This is a genomic window from Anaerocolumna sp. MB42-C2 (assembly GCF_030913705.1).
In the GTDB taxonomy this organism is placed as follows: Bacteria; Bacillota; Clostridia; order Lachnospirales; family Lachnospiraceae; genus Anaerocolumna.
In genome coordinates this window covers 6,246,063-6,265,302 of sequence record NZ_CP133190.1, presented here as the reverse complement: position 1 = coordinate 6,265,302, position 19,240 = coordinate 6,246,063, and the positions used below count along the sequence as shown (strand labels likewise).

Genomic DNA, 19,240 nt, shown 5'->3' with positions numbered 1-19,240 from the left:
TGAGTCCTCCTTCCTAATATGACATGGTTAACTTCTGTGATAGGTTCTTAAATTCCCTCGCCAGTTCCTTTTCCGAGAGAGCTTTTGGTGTCACAACAGAAAGATTTTGTGTGATGTTTGTACCCGTAGGTGCAATGCCCTCTTGTCTGGCTTGACTGTTGTAATTTAAATCAAGGTTTGTTGGTATCGCATTTTGCATATCTCTCGCAACATCTGCCATGGCAGCTTCAAATCCCACACCAATTCCTTCACCCATGTTACGACCAAGTCCTGCAAACAGAGTGGATGGTGAATGGATACCAAAAAAGTCTTTAATACTTGATACGACACCTCCAAAAAAGCCGGAGATTTTTTCTCGTAACCATTCTCCTGCATCCGAAATACCATTCCATAAACCGTGAATCAAATCAGTTCCTACCTGCTTAATATCTTCAAGCGAATCCGTAAAACCTTTTACAATACCTGCAATAATCTGTGGCACTGCTTTGACTATTTCCACGATAATGGTAGGTAAATTTTCAATTAGTGCTACAAAGAGTTGAACTCCGGCTAAGATAATCTTATCGATATTATCTACAATAGCACTCACCAAAGAACTGACAATTTGCGGAATGGCAGGTACAATCGTTTTAATAATCGTAGGAAGTGCCTGAATGAGAGCGATTAATAACTTGATGCCTGCATCAATGATGAGTGGAATTGACTTAATGACTGCAGTGATAATACTATTCACAATTTGTGGAATGGCTGGAACAATCGCCGCAATAATGGTAGGCAGTGCAGTCACTAGGGAAGTTAACAATTGTATTCCTGCATCAATAATCAGAGGTATTGATTCAACCAGAAATTCTACCAGTGCTGTAATAATAGCAGGCAAAGCAGAAACAAGCTGAGGAATTGCATCTAGTAGTCCTTGTGCCAAACCAAGAATCAGCTGTAAAGCTGCGTCCAGGAGCATAGGCAGGTTATCTACCAAACCTTGTACGATGGTTGTAATTGCACCTACTGCCACTGGTATAAGCTGGGGCAAAGTCTCACCGATGCCACTCACAAGAGCCGTCACTAGTTGCACCGCTGCATCAATGAGAAGAGGTAGGCTTTCAATCAAAGCACCAACGATTGTCATCACTGCGTCAACAGCAGCAGGGATAAGTTCTGGAAGTAGATTTAAAATAGTTTGCAATACCTGTGTGAACAGTTCCGTTACGGTTTCAAGTAGCATTGGCAAGAGGTCACCGACCGCTTGTAAAATTGCTCCTGTTGCTTGTGGTAGGGCTTTCACGATGTTTTCCAGCACAGGTACGATATTTTTCACTACAACCTGAAAAGCATCCACAAGATTTTCAGTCAAGTTAGTCATATCAGCATCTGCATTTCCAAGTCCTGCTGTGAAGCTACCGACTGCGGCTTGCAACAGACCAAGGGAGCCTGTGACGGTTTGTGTTGCCTCACGGGCGAAGTTTCCTGCATATTGCTCCGTGTTCTCAAAGAACATCTGCATAGCAACTTCTGCCTTTTCAGCATTGGAAGCCGTTGCCCAAGTGAAGTCCAGACCTTTGGCGAGGGCATAGGCTTCAACATTGGTTGCATTCATTGACACTCCGAGGTTATCCATCATGGTAAAGTTGCCCTTTGCAGCACCCGCTACCGAATCAAGAGCCATCTGCATATCAATACCCATAACAGACGCCATATCAGCAGCTCGTTGCATTGCTTTTTCTGTGAGTTCCAGGGATTTTTGTTGTTCGATGCCGCTACCTTGAAACAATGCACCCATTTTGTTAGCGGTGGCGAGATATTGGCTCTGAGACACACCTAGGTTTTTATAAGCCTCCTCACCAGACTTCTGAATGGAGCTAGCATACTTTCCAAATACAGCTTCACTGCCACCGAGGTTTTGCTCCAGTTCGCCAAATTGTTGAACGACATCTTTACCCAGTTTAATTGCAGCAGCACCTATGGCAACAGTAACAGCACCCATTGCCACACCGATGCCTTTAAGGACTCCACCCATCTTTTCAAACTTACCACCGGACTTCTCAGCTTCATCACCTGTTGCTTTTAGTTCATCACCAAGATCGTCAGTACCTTCAGTAGTTTCGGCAAGTTCACGCTCCATACCGTTAAGTTCAGCCTGTGCTTTGTTTAGTTGTATCTGCCAATTCTGTGTGCGGCGGTCGTTTTCGCCAAAAGAGGTAGATGCATTGTCCAGTGCAGCCTTAAGAGTTGAGATTTTCTCTTTTTGAGCATCAATTTCTTTATTTAAAACCGCATTACGAGCAGTGACAGCTTGTATGGATTTGTCGTTTTTATCAAACTGACTAGTCACGAGTGTCATCTCACTACCTAGTACCTTAAAGGATTGGTTGATTTCAGTGAGCGCTTTTTTAAACTCACGTTCACCTTCAACACCAATTTTTAATCCAAAATTATCTGGCATGCCGCCTCACCTCCTTAAAAAAGGGCATGAAAAAAGAGCAACCTTTTGATTGCCCCTAAGATACGTATTGATTCGTTTATATATCTATTTTTATTTTGCTGTTGTAAACAATTGTGACCTATTTTCTAACAACTATATATTAAATCATCTCTATAAATTAGAGTTCAAAAGAAATCTTATGCACCACAAACCGCCATGTATATTCCAACAATCCACAACAAAACTGCTACATATTTTTGGAATTTTCCCTTTTCCATTTTTTTTATAAAATGCTTTGCTACATATGTTCCTATAATCATACACAATCCCATTGTAAGCCCAATCAACAAAGCACGATAATTCATATTAGTTAGTTTGCTATAAATAATTGTTTTAAGAATATGCATAGCTGTTGCTGTAGCTGCCTCGCTAGCAATATATGCGACTGGAGCTAAATCTAGAGATAAAAAAACTGCCGCTCCAATGGGTCCACCGCTTCCGCACAATCCTGATAAACCACCAGTAACCGCACCGCCTACTAAGAGTGTTCCTTTCGATCTTGGTAAATCTCTTTTGCTTAAAATTTTAAATATAACCAAAAGAATTAACGCTAACCCAATACATCTTGTTACGATATCTTTCGGCAAAAGTGCAAATCCAAAAGCACCCAGTGCTGCTAATGGAAGCGATGTTATAGAAAATAACCCTACTGATTTCCAATCAATCTGTTTCCAGCCTGTAGTCATTCTTGCTATATTACCTATAAGCTGAGCAATGGTTAATACAGGAACAGCCATATCTGCTCCAACACATGCTGTTGCTACAGGAAGAAGAAGCAATGAACCACCAAATCCTGCCGCTCCAGATACCAACGCTGCTAAAAAGCTACCTACGAATAAAATTAGTATTTCCATTTCTACCCCTCAAAGTTCTGTTTTTCCTTCTATACAATCCATTAGACAATTTCAAATTTGTCACTATAATAAAATAAATCCTTCGATTACAATTTCCAATAAATATATAATAAATCAAGTTACGTTATTTTTCCATACATATTAACAATTTAAATTTCTTCTCTTATCCCTAATGATTTATATAGGCATATTCCACTTTTAAAAATTCATATACCATTAGGGATAATGTCATCAATCGTAATAAGTTTCTTTGGCTTTTCCATCCCAAGAAACTGTTTATGACAAGCCCATAGATCCAAAAACAAACCGATGGGCATAAGCCAGAATTCATCTATGCTCATACCCATCTGCACGGTTCCGTAATAATAAAGCCGGGTAAAGACTTCATTGTCCGTTACCCGACTTCCACGTTTTTTGTTCCAATACCTTCTTCCTCGCTCTCCACGTTACGCTTAGTACCTCGAAACATAGCTTCAGTAATCGCATTCTTATAAGCTGCCAAATCAAGTGGCGAAGTAAGTAGTTCCACCTCTTCCTCAGTCAACAAATCTTCTGGTGTATTCTTGTTCCTGAGGTTGTGAATCAGAATGGACTGATTTGCTAAAAGAGTTAAAAGCCACACAATCTCATCCAATGCCATCTCAAAGTTCTCAGATTTCATCAATTTTTCTCCGAGGTTTTCAAGCCCACCATAACGGTTTGCAATTGCTTTTGTAGCCCTCGTGGTTAATATTAGTTCAAACTCTTTGCCACCAATCTGAATCGTGGCACTTCTTTCCTGATCCATCGTATAATCCTCCTATTAAGGTGCTGGTGTGTATACCGGTTCATAAACCTGTGTATACCAACCGGTGATAACAAGTGCCGGAACTCCTGCATCCCCTTCGGTAACTTCTGCTTTCCAAGGATGTTTCCCATTACCATCTAATTTATTTCTTCGCATCACCGTTCCCTCAATGGTAGGTGTAGAAAAGGTGATGGATTCACCCTTCGTCTGTAAATTGGTTGCAGGGAGACCAAATTTCACGCGGTAAAGCCAAAAATAACGGTACTTCCCATTGGCTTTCTTAGCGCGAAAACCGACTGCGACTGGTGCTCCCGTACTCTCACTTGCAGATATTAGTACACCGTTATCATCTTCTGTTGCTCCGGTTAAATCCGAAGCTACTGACGTACCAATATCGTCAATGCCTAGAGAAAGTGTTCCATTGTTAAAATCCTTTACTACTTCAGCAGCACCATCATCTGCATATAGAATTGCTTCTACTAGTTCCACAGATAACTCAGCACTTATCGCTTTGGCTAATACTTTGGGAGTGCCATACGTTTCTTCTCCTAATGTATCTTCTGTAATTGATGCATAGTATAATTTATCAAGACCAATTGTTGCCATTTACTATTCCTCCAATCCGTAATATTTTTCTACATCTATCGCAACATGGTGATACCCCGTATCATTTTCGTACCCAAGGTAGCGACGGTCTGTCAACGTGAAGTCTAATTCAAGCAGATCACCCACAATTTGTGCAATGATTTGTTGATAGTTTTCTTTGGAAAATAAGGAGATACGTACTTCCTGAACATCATAATTAGGGCGGTTATCCGCAAAGTATCCAAAGGTATTTGCAATTGGTGTAATTACAACATAGACATCAGGCGCTGTATCACTAAATACCCCCGTTTCCACGGGAATTGGTAGATTATCAAAATAACTAATAAGCTCTGTCAGAATACTCATATCTTCCCTATCTCCTCCTCGAGTTTTGATACGATTGCGGCTACACAGGCACGCCGGGAAGCAGATTTTGCTGGTGCTAGGAATGGTTTTGCTGGCTGACCATGTTTCCCATATTCGATAATACTTGCTATTTTAGCATTGGAAACTCCATTGGAACGTGGCTCTGCAAAACCTACCTTCACATTATGGTTGCCGTTCTTATCAATCATTGCTTTTGATAGTCCAAGTGATCTTTGAAGCTCTCCTGTGGCTTTTGAAGGATATTTTGTGTCACTACCAATGACAGAACGAAGATTATCCTTAACCTTATTTAGCACCACTTCTCCTCCTACCTCTAGCGCCTTTGGAAGTATCTCATCTGTTTGATTACCTAGTTGAGATACCTTTTGCAAAAAATCTTCCGGTAGTTTTGCTTGCAACTTAGCCATTCTTATCACCTCACGGAAGGTTCCAACTTCTCTGTAAGAACCTCGCTATACATTTTTCTGCCACGGACATCTTCTGCACTTAGGATACGAAATCTCTCTCCCATACAGACAATGGTCATTTTCGTGGTTACTATTAAACTGGGAATCCTACGAAATCGAAACAGAGCACTCGCATTTTGAAATACTGATTGGTTAGCCCATCGCTCGCTCCCATGACGCTCCTCTCGGTATGCCCGAACGGATGCCAATACCGTATCCGTCTGTGTCGCAAACCCCTCACTGTCTTTTTGGATAACGGTCTGAACAATATCAATTGGTGTATTCATCTTTCCATAGCTCATATTACACACTCCATACTCGGTCAAGTCGTAAAAGAAGATTTACTGTGTTCCACACCTGTTGTCCTGCTTGCACATTATCGGCAAAAAAGCCTGCTGTCGAGCCATCTCTACTTTCGTAGAAATGACCAGACAGCATAATAATTGCTTGCTCAGTGGTAGGTGGCATGGTATGCGTTTCATACCAACCGACTGGAATGTGCTGATAGCTTTCTGCATAGGATATGGCAGCTGTAATGTACTGAATAAGAAGACCATCGTCCTCATCATGTGACAGGATCAGATTTGCTTTGGCTTTTGGAAGAAGATTATCTGCAATTGCCATACCACCGCCTCCTTTACTCGCTATTCATCTGCCATTAGCCCTGATGCTTTTAACTTCGCAAGCAGTGCATTAAAGTCAGTCACCAATCCCTCAATTGTTGTGGCTACACTATCAGCTTGGTATGCTGCAGTAGGAAGTCCAGTAACGGTTGCTCCCGGTAAAACTTCCAACGCGCCACCGATTACCCACTTTTCTGCGCCTTGTTGCATATAATTCTTTGAATTATAACTCATAAATCAAACCTCCTTATGCGTGTTGCTGGAGAACCTTGATAGCTTCCGGCAGAATCAGCTTGCCATCTACACGCTGAGTAGCAACAAAACCTACCTGCCCAGTTGCGGCATAAAGTTCGTTCAGACGCTTAAACATACGACCTTGACGGTCAGCAACCCAGTAATAACTGAAATCACCAAATGCAATTGTCTTAGCAGTTGTGGCAATTGCGGGTACATATGCCGAAGTATACAGAGGGCGGTTCAAAATAGTATCAGGAGTACCTGCCTGTAAGGAAGGCTGCCATAAATACTGACCTTGACCATCTTTCAGCTTACGGATTGCTTTTACCGTAGCGTCGTTCATAATGAATGCAGACTTATTACGATAAGGTGCTTTTAACGAGTAGAACAGATCTAGCAACTCATCAATGGTAATGGCAGTTGCACTTGCTGTAGTTACTCCAACTTGAGCACCGCCTGTTGCAGCAAGTATTCCAGTTGGTTTGCCTGTACCATCACCTATAAAGAAAGCTTCCTCTTCTTTATTACCGATTCGTCTAGCAAATTCTCTAGAAATATAAGCTTCAATGTTGAACACGCTGTCATTTAAAAGCTCCTCGGAAACCTTAATCAAAGTTCCAAGCTTGTAAGCACCGATGGAAGCTTGACCGAAGCTGTCATCACTTTCTGGAATCGCACCTTCTTCATCAACCCAAGATGCAGTACCCTTCGACGCAACAACTGGGATTTTCCTATCACCAGAAGAAGTCGTTATAACTTTTGCAAGCCTTCTAAAGATATTTTCTTCCTCAAGTGCTTCTACCAACGTCCGTTCAAATTCGTCGGGAACAAGGTATCCACCTTCGGTATCAGTTCCAACCTGCAGTGCATTTTTCACAACCGGATCAAGTCCTTCCCCACCACGGGTACGCATAGCATTCCAGAATGCCTTTTTATACTCGGCAGATGCTCGACCAGTCTTTTCTTCCATACCTTTGTAAGGTGTATTGGTAATAGGGTTACTTGTTGCTTTCGAGAGTTCCAGGTCAATCGATGCCTGACGTTCCAATCGCTCAATCTCTTTACCAAGTGCTACAACATCAGCCTCCATCTTGTCATAGGTAGCGGTGTCCTCAACGGATAAAAGACCATCGCCTCCACGTTTGGTATCAAGAAATGCCTTTGCTACGTCCCATGCTTTTGCACGTTTCTCGCGCAGTTCTAAAATTTTACTCATTGCAATATCCTCCTTCAAATTAGTGGGTAATTAAAGAAAGTCGCTTATCAAGCGACTCAATTGGGGTGCCTATTTTCGGTTTAGATTGTTTCGGCAGCTTTTTGATAATGGAGTTCGTTACTGCCATGCGTGAGAAGATAAGGCTGTCAGTGCTAGTCTTTTCTCCTTCGGTAAACATAACCTTATCAGCGAAGCCAAGTTCAATGGCTTTATTCGCATTCATCCACGTCTCCGCATCCATTAGATGTGATAGTTTAGTTCGAGAAAGACCCGACTTCAACTCATACGCATTAATAATACTTTCCTTGACCTCATCTAGTAGAGCCTTTGCACGCAGCATTTCCTCACTATCGCCTATCGCAATAGTTGATGGGTTATGGATCATAAGCATGGAAACCGGGGACATATATACATCTCCACCTGCCATTGCTATAACAGAAGCCGCACTTGCTGCAAGCCCATCGATTTTTACAGTGACTCTTCCGTTATACTCCATGAGCATGTTGTAAATCTGAGCTGCTGCAAATACATCACCACCAGGAGAATTAATCCACACCGTGATATTACCGGTGCCAGCCAGCAATTCATCTTTGAACATCTTAGGTGTTACTTCATCACCCCACCATGTTTCATCAGATATTACCCCATTGAGATATAGAGTGCGTTCTTCATCAGAATTTCGCACCCAGTTCCAGAACTTCTTCATTTGCTGACCTCCTTTACTTGATTTTTGGCAAACGCTCCTGCGTCAGCCAGTTTTGTCATATTGCCATTGACCAGATACAAATCTCCACCTTCCTCAGTAGTGATGCGGTTCATATCCTCCAGCTCCCGGATATCATTAGCTGACATCCAACCGTTCTGCCGCCCGACGGCATAGCCATTCATACGACTTTGGTAATCACCTCTAAGAAGACCATCCACATTGAACTTGATAAACAGTGATGATTTCTCGGAAGGTAAAATTAGCGACTGCTGAAGGCTCTGCTCCCAACGTACCACCCATGGATCAAGGGTATATTTTACGAATTCCAACGATTGCTGCTCTATGTTAGAGAAACTTGACTTCTCTAAGTCACCCACCATATGAGGTGGTACGCGGAATATTCTTGCAATCTCATTAATTTGAAACTTCCGTGTTTCAAGAAACTGTGCCTGCTCTGGTGGAATTCCAATTGCTTGAAACTTCATGCCTTCTTCCAATACGGCAACTTTATGAGCATTGCCGCTGCCTTGATAAGCACTATTCCAACTCTCCTTAACTCTTTGAACATCTTTAATTACCCCAGGGTGTTCCAGTACACCACCAGGATTAGCACCATTGGCGAAAAAGGATGCACCGTACTCCTCAGTTGCTAGTGACATACCGATTGAATTTTTCGCCATGGCAATAGGACTGTAACCAACCAGTCCATCAAAACCAAGACCAGGGATATGGAGTACCTCATCTTTGCGAAGTGTGACATAACCACCTTTAGGGTTCAGTACACTTTCGTCAGCATCACGATAATATTTGTAAACTAACTCTCCATTTGGTGCTCGATTAACTTCCATCTTGCATGGCAGTAGAGGATAAAGTGCAATAACCTGCCCTCGACCGTTTCGCAAAATCTGTGCATAAGCATTTCCCCATAATAAAAGATGACTCATCAGTGTTTCTCGAAACACAAATGAAGTCATCTCTGGGTTTGGCTCATTATGAAGAAGATAATACAAAGGATGCTGAGGAATACGTTCCTTGCTGCCATCCAATCGGTATTGGTAAACATGTAGTGGCAAACCTGCTATAGCTTCAGCCAGTATCCTTACACAAGCATACACTGCCGTGGTTTGCATCGCGGTGTGCTCATTAACATTTTTGCCACTGGTTGTGCTACCGAAAAGGAATGACCCTCCACCACCGATACGATTTTGTGGTTTGTCCCTTGAGCGAAATATCGATGAAAATATACTCATAAAATTAGTAACCCCCTTTCGTTGTACACAGAAGCCCCTGCCTCATTTCCACAACGGATTGCCCTATCAAGCGCCATTATCGTTGCTACTGCTCCATCTATCTTTTCCGTAGATTTTTCTTTATCCGCTTTAATGTTACCAGCAGGGTCAGTTCTAATGAAGATGTTATCCATCATCCACCTAAGAACCGGGTGACCTCCATGAGCAATTTTCTGCTCGAGTGTCAATTTCATAAGTTCCTTTGTTGGCGGACTCATGTCTTTAAATCCCTGTCCAAAAGGAACTACCGTAAAACCCATACCTTCAAGGTTCTGTACCATCTGAACAGCACCCCAACGGTCAAAAGCAATTTCACGGATATTAAATTTCTCACCTAGCTTTTCAATAAATGTTTCAATAAAGCCATAATGAACTACATTTCCTTCTGTCGTTTGCAGAAAGTCCTGCTTTTTCCATACATCATAAGGAACATGGTCACGCTTTACACGAAGGTCGATGGTTTCTTCTGGTATCCAAAAATAAGGCAGGATACTAAATTTATCATTCTCGTCTATTGGCGGGAATACTAACACAAAGGCTGTAATGTCCGTTGTACTGGAAAGGTCAAGTCCACCATAGCAAATTCGCCCTTCTAGTTCTTCTTCAGATACTTTAAAAGAACAGGCATCCCATTTCATCATTGGCATCCAACGGATGGCTTGCTTTACCCATTGATTAAGACGAAGCTGTCGGAAACTGTTCTCCTCTGCAGGGTTTTGTTTTGCGGACTCACAAGCCGCCTTAACTTTATCAAGTCCCACTGTAATTCCAAGAGACGGATTTGCTTTCTTCCACACCTTAGGGTCCGTCCAATCCTCTTCCTCTTTTGCTCCATAAATCACGGGGTAAAAGGTTGGATCCCTTTTTCGCCCTTCCAAAATATCAACTGCCTTCTGGTGGGTCTCATAGCAGATGCTCTGGGTATCGGTTCCTGCTGTGGTGATCAGAAAATATAGTGGTTGCATTCTTGCATCCCCAGAGCCCTTTGTCATAACATCAAACAGCTTTCGGTTAGGTTGTGTATGGAGCTCATCGAATACTACTCCGTGTATGTTAAAGCCATGTTTGGAGTAAGCTTCTGCAGAAAGAACTTGGTAGAAGCTGTTGGTAGGAAGATATACCAGACGCTTAGTGGAAGCTAAAAGCTTCACTCTTCTTGACAATGCTGGACACATCCGCACCATATCAGCTGCCACCTCAAATACAATTGATGCCTGCTGACGGTCTGCAGCACACCCATATACCTCGGCTCGCTCCTCTCCGTCACCACAGGTAAGCAGAAGGGCGATGGCTGCGGCAAGCTCACTTTTTCCCATCTTCTTTGGGATTTCTACATAGGCTGTATTAAACTGACGGAATCCATTCGGTTTGAGTACGCCAAACAAATCTCGGATTATCTGCTCCTGCCAGTCGATGAGTTCAAATGATGTCCCTGCCCAGGACCCTTTGGTATGGGAAAGAGCTTCTATAAAAGACACGGCATAGTCAGCTGACGCTTTATCATAATACGAGTCTTTACTCATAAAGGCAGTTGTTTTGTACTTTTTTAATTTCCGCAAAAGCACCACCTCCTAAGGTAAAACGAGCAAAAGCAAAGAACCTATACGGAAACTCTTTGCTTTTGCTCATTTTTGTTTACAGTAATTTTATTTTTCGGTTGCCTTTCCGGTTAAGATAAAGTGGCTATAATCTTCCCTGTGATCTAATAAGTACACCACGAGTTCATAAAAATCAAGTTCATTGGCAATGGACTGTACTCTTTCTATATCAAACATATTGGTAATCCCACTATTTCGTATGGTAAGGATTTGCTCCTTTAACTTTTCATTCACACAACTCCTCCTCTGATTCCACCGAATCCTTTGTTGCCTGTCGCAGAATATTCACATCAAAGCCCGCATCCTTATATCCTTCCAAGATAGTAGTATAGTAGTAGCTGCTTGGCTGTCCCAACGGTCTTCCATCATTCATGATATAAACAAAAGCTTTGATGCTCTTTCCATTCAGTTTTATCTGAACCTTTTCCTTACGGTAAAGGAATGGCCAGCCTTCATAACGGTCAAGAGAAGCTTCATCTGTAGGGGTAACTTCCCATGCTAACACAGGAACACTGCCACCTTTAAAAGGCTCTACCGTTGCCACCGCTCCTGCGTGTGCGCCTCGAAACAAGAGCGTATAGTCCTTCAATTCACTTACCCCAACAGCTCTTGCTGTGGGGCATCGGTATGCCATTTGCTCTAAATTCAAATTCGATCCGTAGGCGATATATAGTTTAACATTTTTATTCATTCTCGTTTTCCTCCATCAATCTTTCGTTCTTTCAGGCAGCCCGAAATCGCCACGCCGCCGATCCGTCCAAATGGGCTGTCAGGTGCTCTCTGCAGTTGGCAAATTCCTCACCAATGAATCCGATGCGGTTTAGATAGGTTCGCATTGCAAACTTTTCATTCTCCGTTTGCGGTTTCCTTGCCGATGCACTTCTCTGTGTCAGTGCCTGATTGTTTAAGGCAAGAGCAAGAACAATGTAACTTCGAATCTTGCCTGCATGTAACTCTGAATTAAATCCTCTGAGCTCTACTGTGTGGTTTCCAGTAAAGAAGCTATGCAGGTTCAGGAAATGGTATCTGCTCTGGTGATAGTGTTGACTGCATATTTCGCTGTATCCTTCATACCAGATTTCCTCAATTGCTCGCATCGTCTTAGGTTTCTTTTGGTTCATCTTCTCTACCAAAAGGCTATCCATTTTTTTGCAGTAACCCATTCTCGCTGGTGCTATCTGTAGTGCCTTGTAAAAAAGGTCGTTCTTGCTTGCAATGATGTTTATAAAGTTACGGATACTTCTTGGCGTGTGGTTTGAACCGTCAAGGTGGATGTGGATACCGCAGGAGGAGTTAGCAAAAGCACCTACTTGCCGAAGCTTTCTAACCAGTTCCTGCAAGGTTTCAATGTCTTCTTTGTAAGTCAATATTGGGCTAACTAACTCTACGCTGTAATCCTTACCTGTGCTTACTTTGGTACCACCCTGTTTCTTCTGGCATGAAATGCTTCCGTCATACATAAGCTTCCATACCCTACCGTCTGGAGCTGTTACCTTCTTGGTGTCGTAATAGTCGCCCATCTCAGTTACCGTGCCATTCAAGAATTCTGCTGCTACCCTCGAAGCATCCTTTCTCGTAATTCCTGTAAATTCAATTTCAATTCCAAATCTGTTTGTAAACACTGTAGTTTTCCTCCTTAAGTAATGTACTTTTTGCGATGCTGTTGTTCTTCGCATGTACATATATCACTCTAAAAGAGGTAATTATCAAGCGATATTAGGGGAATAAAAGACACAAACATAATGAAAATATAGTCTTAATATGTGTGTACATTTATAGCTTTCTAATGATATCCTCTCCATACACCACCCCAAGAGATGAGCCACAGTCCCAGTTGCAAAAAATCGTTCCAATATCATCAACCGTACGAACAGTACCAAGATCCCCTGGTTTTAGCTTTGCATAAGGGTCATTCATGTGTACCAATTCAACACGAGTTCCAACGGGGTATTCTCTGCGAAGTTGTTCTACAGTTTCCTTTGATGGGTATCTATTCATCTTCACTTACCTCCGTCTGTGGCTTTCCATTTTTGAAAGCACTGTTGCCTATAAGGTTTTTCAGTAGAATTTTTCGAGCGGCTTTAAATTCGTTGCCCACAAATCCAAGGCGAATAAGAAATACACGAAAAGCAAACTTCTCATTATCCACGGGCTTCTCCTTTGCTGTCACTCTGGAATGTTCCTTCGCCACTTTACATAAGGCACTGACAAAGTGGGAATACGCATTCAACTCATCGCTTGTTGCTTCTGCAAAAAACCAAGGAAACTTAATTGTGGTTTCTGTTTTTTCGATTTGGAGTTCATCAGCACCAATAGCTTTCTTGATAAGTTCTGACTTGCTTGCAATCATCCGCTCTAGGTTTATAAGAGAATGTTCATTAAACCCTTCCATTGGCATTTCAATCGTAAGCCTTCCGGGAACATCATTCGGAGAAGGACCATCGTAATAATAGTCACAGTCATAATTCCTCTGCGGTACCAACTCCGGTATGTAAAGTTCTACCGGCTCCTCCATAAGTTCTTCAAGAATAAATGCCCTTCCACTTTCAGGATCAACAAACCCTCTCTCTGCAAGAGCATCTAACAGCTCCTGCGTAAGTTCCCCAGAAAGCTCTCCGTACTTGCCAATGGTAAAATCACCAACCGCATAGTTAAAGGTTGGTGCACCTTTGTAATCTAACGGTTTATTCATTATCTCACTGACCGCTATGGCCAGTTCCTTTCGGTTCGTGCTTCTTATGTTGTAATGAGCTATCATTTTATTTTCCTACCTTTCATTTTGGTAGTAACATATATCACTCTAAAGCTGTAATATAGCAAGTGATTTATTTTATAAGAAAGAGATTACAATTCTCTTTCTGCTACTTTTACAACCCCATACATTACAAAGCAGACACAGGGAAGAGCAATTCCATTGCCCCACATTTTATATTCTGCTGAATCGGACCGTGGATTTTGAAGCCATTTGATTATCTGTTTTCTAGTCTTTGCTTTCGTGGAAGTACCACAGATGCGACGATGTGTTTCAAATACATCTGACCACCAGACAATTTCCTCTTCCGTAGGTTCTGGTGTTTCAAGTCCTTCACACCACCAATCGGGGAATCCCTGTAGTCTAGCACATTCTAGGGGAGTAAGTCTTCTCACGATATATCTTGACTTCTCTGGTTTAGCTACCGCGCCTGGACCTCTTGAAACAAGTGTCTGTGCTTGTTCCTTCTCCACGGAAGGTTTATAAAGTGCATTGCTTCCCTGGTTAAAAGCCGCACGGTCAATTCCGTAAGAAACGAGCTGAGCACTTTTGTAATCCCTATTAAGCAAAGTTGATGCTATGTTCTCACTGTATGTTGTATGGAATGGGACATCGGGCATAGAATAGACCACAGCATGGCGGTCAGCGGTGTTTAAAGTGAAAGAAATATCCTCATTGATACCAAGTCCATTACCACCGCTCTTTTCCGAACGGTCGATGATATTTCCTGCTATACTCATTGGCTTTGGTACAAAAACCGACTGATCATTGACTGTTGATAGTGTTGCAGATTTATTTTCTTGAAGCAGCGCTCCTTTGCCACCGCCCTCACAGCCAGAACGAATCTTTAATGTTAATGGAACGTTGTTGCCTCCTGTTCCCATTCGAGAAGTAAGGGTCTGTACTTTACCGCTTTTATCTATCTTTATCCTACTATCTGCCGGATGGTTTTCTACCATCACTGCCTGCTGATTATCGCCCATACAGGCACGGTGTGTGGCAGTTAAATCTTTCGTAACTGACATAAATGAACCGCCTTGATCATTTAACACACAGATTGGCTCTCCAATGCTTCCCTTAGAACTTCCGGCAGCTGCTTGCCCCTCGCCAAAGCTCGGCGTAAAATCCCTTGACAAGCCTTGGGGCTCAAAGAGAATCTCTCCGGCACACTCACTTCCAAAATCTGCGACAAGGTAGATTCTTTTGCGCCGTTGGGCGACTCCGAAATATTGCGCATCGATAGTTCGGTAAGCCAAGCTCCATCCGCTACCCACATAAATGTCGGCATAAGGCCATCCCTTTTTGTTAGGCGAAGGCACCTCGGCATTCGGCTCTGCAATCTGCACGATTGCATCGAGGACTTCTTTGAAATCTTCTCCTTTGTTTGATGAGAACGCGCCTGGCACGTTTTCCCACAATATAAATCTTGGATAGTTGCCATCGGTAGCACACCTCATTTCCTTTACTATTCTGATTGCCTCATAAAAAAGGACGGATTGTTTTCCGTCCAATCCGTTTCGTTTTCCTGCGATACTCATATCAGTGCAGGGCGAACCAAAAGATATAATATCAACAGGCTCAATCTTGGAACCATCAATGATTGTAATATCTCCAAGATGCTTCATTTGTGGTATCCGCTTTGTCGTAACCCTTATGGGGAATGGTTCAATTTCTGACGCAGCAACAGGTCGAATCCCACACAGTATTGCTGCAAGAGGGAAACCACCACTACCATCAAACAAAGAGAGGATGGTAAGCTGTCTATTCATGAACCGGCACCTCCACATCATCAAAGTGTACTTTATCGCCACTCCGAATGAGATATACATTTTCCGTGCTACCAACCTGTTCAATATACCGTCTTACAATTACATCACAAAACTTCTCATCCAACTCAGTTATGTAACAGTGTCTTCCTGTCTGTTCACAGGCGATAAGTGTAGAACCGCTACCCCCAAAAGGATCAAGAACAATACAGCCGGTCATACTGGAATTTATAATCGGATACGCCAATAGCGGTACCGGCTTCATGGTAGGATGGTCTGTGTTCTTCTTTGGTTTATCAAATTCCCATATAGTTGACTGCTTTCGGTCTGAGTACCAGGCGTGCTTTCCTACCTTCTTCCAACCAAAGAGCACCGGTTCATGTTGCCACTGATATGGGGAACGCCCCAGAACCAGCGACTGCTTCTTCCAGATGCAGGTACCGGAAAGATAGAACCCTGCATTAAAGAATGCCCTGCGGAAATTCAATCCTTCCGTATCTGCATGGAACACATAAATAGACGCATCCTTTGCCATCACCTTTTCGGTGAGGGTGAATGCGTCCAAAAGGAACTGATAGAATTTTTCGTCAGCCATATTATCATTTTTAATCTTACCTGCCGTTCCTTCGTAGTTAACATTATAAGGTGGATCCGTTACTACAAGGTTTGCCAAGTTTCCATCCATGAGCAAATCATAGGTTTCCTGTTTCGTACTATCACCACAGACAAGCCGGTGTTTACCCAAAATCCATAGATCACCGAACTTCGTTACCGCAGGCTTTTGAAGTTCACTGTCAACATCAAAATCATCATCCTTAACTTCGTCACCAGAACCCAACAGTTTATTTAGTTCAGCATTATCGAATCCTAAGAGTGAAACATCAAAGTCAGATGCTTGTAAATCTGAAATTTCTACTGAGAGCATTTCCTCATCCCAGCCGGCATTCATCGCAAGGCGGTTATCAGCAAGAATATAAGCTCTCTTCTGTGCCTCGCTCAGATGCTCTGCAAACACGCAGGGTACTTCGGTTACCCCTTCTTCCTTAGCAGCAAGTATTCGTCCATGCCCTGCAATTATATTTAAATCCTTATCCACGATGACAGGATTTACAAATCCGAATTCACGTAGTGAAGCTCGAAGTTGTAGTATCTGCTCCTTACTATGTGTGCGAGCATTTCTAGCATACGGCACCAGTCGGTCTATGTTTACTTTTTCAAAGCGTTCTGTTGAATTCATAGGTTATACCGTCCTTTCCTGCCCGACAGCAGAGACTCCATAATATCATCTTGCGGATTCCCGGTAAAAGCTGTGGTGCAATTCTGTTTTACTATATCAAATATCTCATACCAGATTAGATTCGCTTGTTTTTGAAACGACTGACTCATCTGCACAAAGGGACTTGCAATGGCACCACCTGTGGTTGGGTGTTTTCCCAGCAAACCATAAATACTAATTGCTTCCTCACATTGGATATACCGAGTGAATGCCTGGGCATAGGCTTCAATGAGCCTTGGGTTAACGAATTTCTCACACCCACGTTCTCTCAGCCACTTCCAGGTTTCCTTAAACAGAGCATCGGCACCCAGCGGTCTTCCGTCCTTCTGCCTTGCACTTAGGTATTCGCTTGGTTCTGGCATATCCTCACCAAACAAATCCGCCTCAACCTCTAACTCATCTGCCTCTAATATTGACTCAGGATGTAAGTCCGGAGCTTCTAAAACCTTTGCTGCCTTTCCTAAGTTAATTTTATCAGCAAGAGGTTTCGGTTTATCGCCGGCACGAACCCGACGTCCTCCTCTATTTGTACCGTCTTTTGCCACGCTCCATCATCTCCTTTGCACGGCACGGGTCAATCCCCCGTTTGAACCGTAATTTTTGTGCGTGTGACTCCACGCCGCTGTCCGTCTTAAAAGGTTCTAGGGATTTGACCTCCCCCATCGGTCACCACTCTCGGCAGTGATTCGAGAGTGGCAAGATTTACAAAGAGCCATAAGATTGCTCTTCTCGTTTCCTCCTCCTTTTGAGAGAGGACGTATGTGGTGTACCTCTTCGGCAGGAGTGATCTTACCTTGCTTCTCACACTCCTCACAGAGAGGATGCAACTTGATGTAGCGGTCACGGATACGCTTCCAAGCACGACCATATCGTTTGTTGGATGCAGGGTCACGTTCGTACTGGTTGTATTGTTTGTTCATTACTTTTTGATGCTCGTCACAGTATTGCTCGCGTACAGCAAGCCGACCGCAACCTGGGTAAGCACAGGGATGTTTTGGTTTATAGGGCATTGGTTCACCTCGCTTTTAGGTATAACAAAAGCCCTTGTAGGCTGTTCCCCCACAAAGGCTTAATTTGATTATACTTTCACTAATGACATTATATCATTAGTGCTATGTCTCCTCAAGTGAACTAACATGAACTCGACTGAACTCTTTTTCTTCTAGAAAGTACTGCTTTAATAGCAGGTATTAATTTCGTAATGTTGAGATTAACATTGTCAGTGGGTATGTGAATGACTTCATAGCCATTCCCAAGTTTATTAGCTATTATCTCATCACGCAGCATTTGACTAGATAGTCTGTCCTTGCGGTGGAAAGGTGCGCCGTCAATCTCTAATGCCACTTTCAACTGCGGAATTACAAAGTCCACACGAAAATCAAAAACCTGTACTTGATGATAAGCCACAAGACCTCTCCTTAACAACTCAAGCGCAACCATAATTTCTTCGGTACTTTGGTAATACATCGGCTTATCAAAACTATACTGAACTTTTATAATTGCATTTTCATAATGTCTAATATCTGTGACTTTAGATATACGTTTTATTGCTTTCTTCAGCTTTTCTTCTTTTGTATCAATTGATGAAGTACACTTTTTTTGATAATTCAATTTTACCAACACTTCACGACATTCATCGCAGGTATATTCTGTACCGTGAATATAATTCCAACTAGGAACAGGAGCATTGCAGATTCGGCAAGGAGGGTAATACCAATTAAATCCGCTTTTATCTTTTTCTATAGGAATATCATCTTTTAGCGCATCTTTATAGCTCACGTGCGGACACCTCCTTCTTTCAGCTTTCTATCAATTTCCTCAAGAGCACGACCGTGAAGTTTATATATCCACCGAGTAGAGTAGAACATACTCACTGCAATGTCATCCCAAGAGCGGTGATCAAAATATCGCTTAATAAGAACAGCCTGGCAATCACAGTTCTCAATACTCCTAATTAGTTCCAAAATGAATACTTTCTTTTCCTGCAATAGATACTCATCCTTACGTATTTCGGCTTCCAAATCCAATGCCTTACACACAGCATCTGCCATAGGCGAAATCGATCCACTCGGATTCTTTGGCATCCCACTCAAATTTGGTGCTCCAATACTGTATGCCAATGTTTTCAGGGCATCCACATGTTGCTTTTTTGTACTAATCAATGACTCCATTCGTGAAATCTGCCTAAAATACTCTTTTGCGTTCATAGATTACCTCCGAATAAGAATTTTTTTCCCTC

The 19,240-nt window shown here is 42.6% G+C and carries 25 protein-coding genes and 1 pseudogene; all 26 read right to left on the bottom strand.

Features of this window, described 5'->3' with window-relative positions:
* Positions 1-13: 13 nt before the first annotated feature.
* The 26 genes and pseudogenes from RBU59_RS27830 to RBU59_RS27710 all read right to left on the bottom strand — a co-directional run bounded on the left by RBU59_RS27830 (position 14) and on the right by RBU59_RS27710 (position 19,208).
* The gene (locus RBU59_RS27830) at positions 14-2,440 is read right to left on the bottom strand and encodes a phage tail protein (protein WP_308145716.1); all 2,427 of its coding nucleotides are present in this window, start codon (positions 2,438-2,440) and stop codon (positions 14-16) included.
* A gap of 176 nt (positions 2,441-2,616) precedes the next feature.
* Entirely contained in the window at positions 2,617-3,333 is a 717-nt protein-coding gene (locus RBU59_RS27825; RefSeq protein ID WP_308145715.1) for a sulfite exporter TauE/SafE family protein, read from the bottom strand.
* Positions 3,334-3,539: 206 nt separating this feature from the next.
* Complete coding sequence (locus tag RBU59_RS27820) at positions 3,540-3,674, bottom strand: hypothetical protein (RefSeq protein WP_308148671.1); 135 nt, start codon at positions 3,672-3,674, stop codon at positions 3,540-3,542.
* A 53-nt stretch (positions 3,675-3,727) separates the two neighbouring features.
* Positions 3,728-4,120, bottom strand: coding sequence for a hypothetical protein (locus RBU59_RS27815; RefSeq protein ID WP_308145714.1), 393 nt, complete (start codon positions 4,118-4,120; stop codon positions 3,728-3,730).
* Between the two features lie 15 nt (positions 4,121-4,135).
* Positions 4,136-4,726 carry a major tail protein gene (locus RBU59_RS27810; RefSeq protein WP_308145713.1) on the bottom strand — a complete coding sequence of 197 codons (591 nt, stop codon included), beginning with the start codon at positions 4,724-4,726 and terminating at the stop codon, positions 4,136-4,138.
* A 3-nt stretch (positions 4,727-4,729) separates the two neighbouring features.
* Positions 4,730-5,071 (bottom strand): hypothetical protein, encoded by a 342-nt coding sequence (locus tag RBU59_RS27805; RefSeq protein ID WP_308145712.1) that lies wholly within the window; start codon positions 5,069-5,071, stop codon positions 4,730-4,732.
* Positions 5,068-5,499, bottom strand: a complete 432-nt coding sequence (locus RBU59_RS27800; protein WP_308145711.1) for an HK97 gp10 family phage protein — start codon at positions 5,497-5,499, stop codon at positions 5,068-5,070. The genes RBU59_RS27805 and RBU59_RS27800 overlap by 4 nt, the downstream gene beginning before the upstream one ends.
* A gap of 5 nt (positions 5,500-5,504) precedes the next feature.
* Positions 5,505-5,840, bottom strand: coding sequence for a head-tail adaptor protein (locus tag RBU59_RS27795; RefSeq protein WP_308145710.1), 336 nt, complete (start codon positions 5,838-5,840; stop codon positions 5,505-5,507).
* Between the two features lies 1 nt (position 5,841).
* Entirely contained in the window at positions 5,842-6,162 is a 321-nt protein-coding gene (locus tag RBU59_RS27790; protein WP_308145709.1) for a head-tail connector protein, read from the bottom strand.
* A 20-nt stretch (positions 6,163-6,182) separates the two neighbouring features.
* Positions 6,183-6,395, bottom strand: a complete 213-nt coding sequence (locus RBU59_RS27785) for a Head fiber protein (RefSeq protein WP_308145708.1) — start codon at positions 6,393-6,395, stop codon at positions 6,183-6,185.
* 13 nt (positions 6,396-6,408) lie between these two features.
* Positions 6,409-7,614, bottom strand: a complete 1,206-nt coding sequence (locus tag RBU59_RS27780; protein WP_308145707.1) for a phage major capsid protein — start codon at positions 7,612-7,614, stop codon at positions 6,409-6,411.
* 19 nt (positions 7,615-7,633) lie between these two features.
* Entirely contained in the window at positions 7,634-8,320 is a 687-nt protein-coding gene (locus RBU59_RS27775; protein ID WP_308145706.1) for a head maturation protease, ClpP-related, read from the bottom strand.
* Positions 8,317-9,570 (bottom strand): phage portal protein, encoded by a 1,254-nt coding sequence (locus RBU59_RS27770; protein WP_308145705.1) that lies wholly within the window; start codon positions 9,568-9,570, stop codon positions 8,317-8,319. Before RBU59_RS27770 ends, RBU59_RS27775 begins: the two co-directional genes overlap by 4 nt.
* The gene (locus RBU59_RS27765) at positions 9,567-11,174 is read right to left on the bottom strand and encodes a terminase large subunit (protein WP_442871696.1); all 1,608 of its coding nucleotides are present in this window, start codon (positions 11,172-11,174) and stop codon (positions 9,567-9,569) included. The genes RBU59_RS27770 and RBU59_RS27765 overlap by 4 nt, the downstream gene beginning before the upstream one ends.
* 81 nt (positions 11,175-11,255) lie before the next feature.
* Positions 11,256-11,441 carry a DUF5049 domain-containing protein gene (locus RBU59_RS27760; protein WP_308145703.1) on the bottom strand — a complete coding sequence of 62 codons (186 nt, stop codon included), beginning with the start codon at positions 11,439-11,441 and terminating at the stop codon, positions 11,256-11,258.
* Positions 11,434-11,898, bottom strand: coding sequence for a gamma-glutamylcyclotransferase family protein (locus RBU59_RS27755; protein ID WP_308145702.1), 465 nt, complete (start codon positions 11,896-11,898; stop codon positions 11,434-11,436). Before RBU59_RS27755 ends, RBU59_RS27760 begins: the two co-directional genes overlap by 8 nt.
* Before the next feature lie 31 nt (positions 11,899-11,929).
* Positions 11,930-12,829 carry an amidoligase family protein gene (locus RBU59_RS27750; RefSeq protein WP_308145701.1) on the bottom strand — a complete coding sequence of 300 codons (900 nt, stop codon included), beginning with the start codon at positions 12,827-12,829 and terminating at the stop codon, positions 11,930-11,932.
* A 151-nt stretch (positions 12,830-12,980) separates the two neighbouring features.
* Entirely contained in the window at positions 12,981-13,205 is a 225-nt protein-coding gene (locus tag RBU59_RS27745) for a DUF4314 domain-containing protein (protein WP_308145700.1), read from the bottom strand.
* Positions 13,198-13,965, bottom strand: a complete 768-nt coding sequence (locus RBU59_RS27740) for a virulence protein (RefSeq protein ID WP_308145699.1) — start codon at positions 13,963-13,965, stop codon at positions 13,198-13,200. Before RBU59_RS27740 ends, RBU59_RS27745 begins: the two co-directional genes overlap by 8 nt.
* A gap of 86 nt (positions 13,966-14,051) precedes the next feature.
* A complete protein-coding gene (locus RBU59_RS27735; protein WP_330698432.1) occupies positions 14,052-15,215 on the bottom strand; it encodes a DNA cytosine methyltransferase in 1,164 nt (387 codons plus the stop codon).
* 105 nt (positions 15,216-15,320) lie between these two features.
* Positions 15,321-15,728: pseudogene (locus RBU59_RS28710) on the bottom strand (DNA cytosine methyltransferase); the annotation flags it as partial.
* Complete coding sequence (locus RBU59_RS27730; RefSeq protein WP_308145697.1) at positions 15,721-16,962, bottom strand: site-specific DNA-methyltransferase; 1,242 nt, start codon at positions 16,960-16,962, stop codon at positions 15,721-15,723. The pseudogene RBU59_RS28710 and the gene RBU59_RS27730, both read right to left, overlap by 8 nt.
* Positions 16,959-17,546, bottom strand: a complete 588-nt coding sequence (locus tag RBU59_RS27725; protein ID WP_308145696.1) for a P27 family phage terminase small subunit — start codon at positions 17,544-17,546, stop codon at positions 16,959-16,961. The genes RBU59_RS27730 and RBU59_RS27725 overlap by 4 nt, the downstream gene beginning before the upstream one ends.
* Before the next feature lie 96 nt (positions 17,547-17,642).
* Complete coding sequence (locus tag RBU59_RS27720; RefSeq protein WP_330698561.1) at positions 17,643-17,921, bottom strand: HNH endonuclease signature motif containing protein; 279 nt, start codon at positions 17,919-17,921, stop codon at positions 17,643-17,645.
* 211 nt (positions 17,922-18,132) lie between these two features.
* Positions 18,133-18,780, bottom strand: a complete 648-nt coding sequence (locus RBU59_RS27715) for an endonuclease domain-containing protein (RefSeq protein ID WP_308145694.1) — start codon at positions 18,778-18,780, stop codon at positions 18,133-18,135.
* Positions 18,777-19,208 (bottom strand): hypothetical protein, encoded by a 432-nt coding sequence (locus RBU59_RS27710; RefSeq protein ID WP_308145693.1) that lies wholly within the window; start codon positions 19,206-19,208, stop codon positions 18,777-18,779. The genes RBU59_RS27715 and RBU59_RS27710 overlap by 4 nt, the downstream gene beginning before the upstream one ends.
* Positions 19,209-19,240 lie beyond the last annotated feature (32 nt).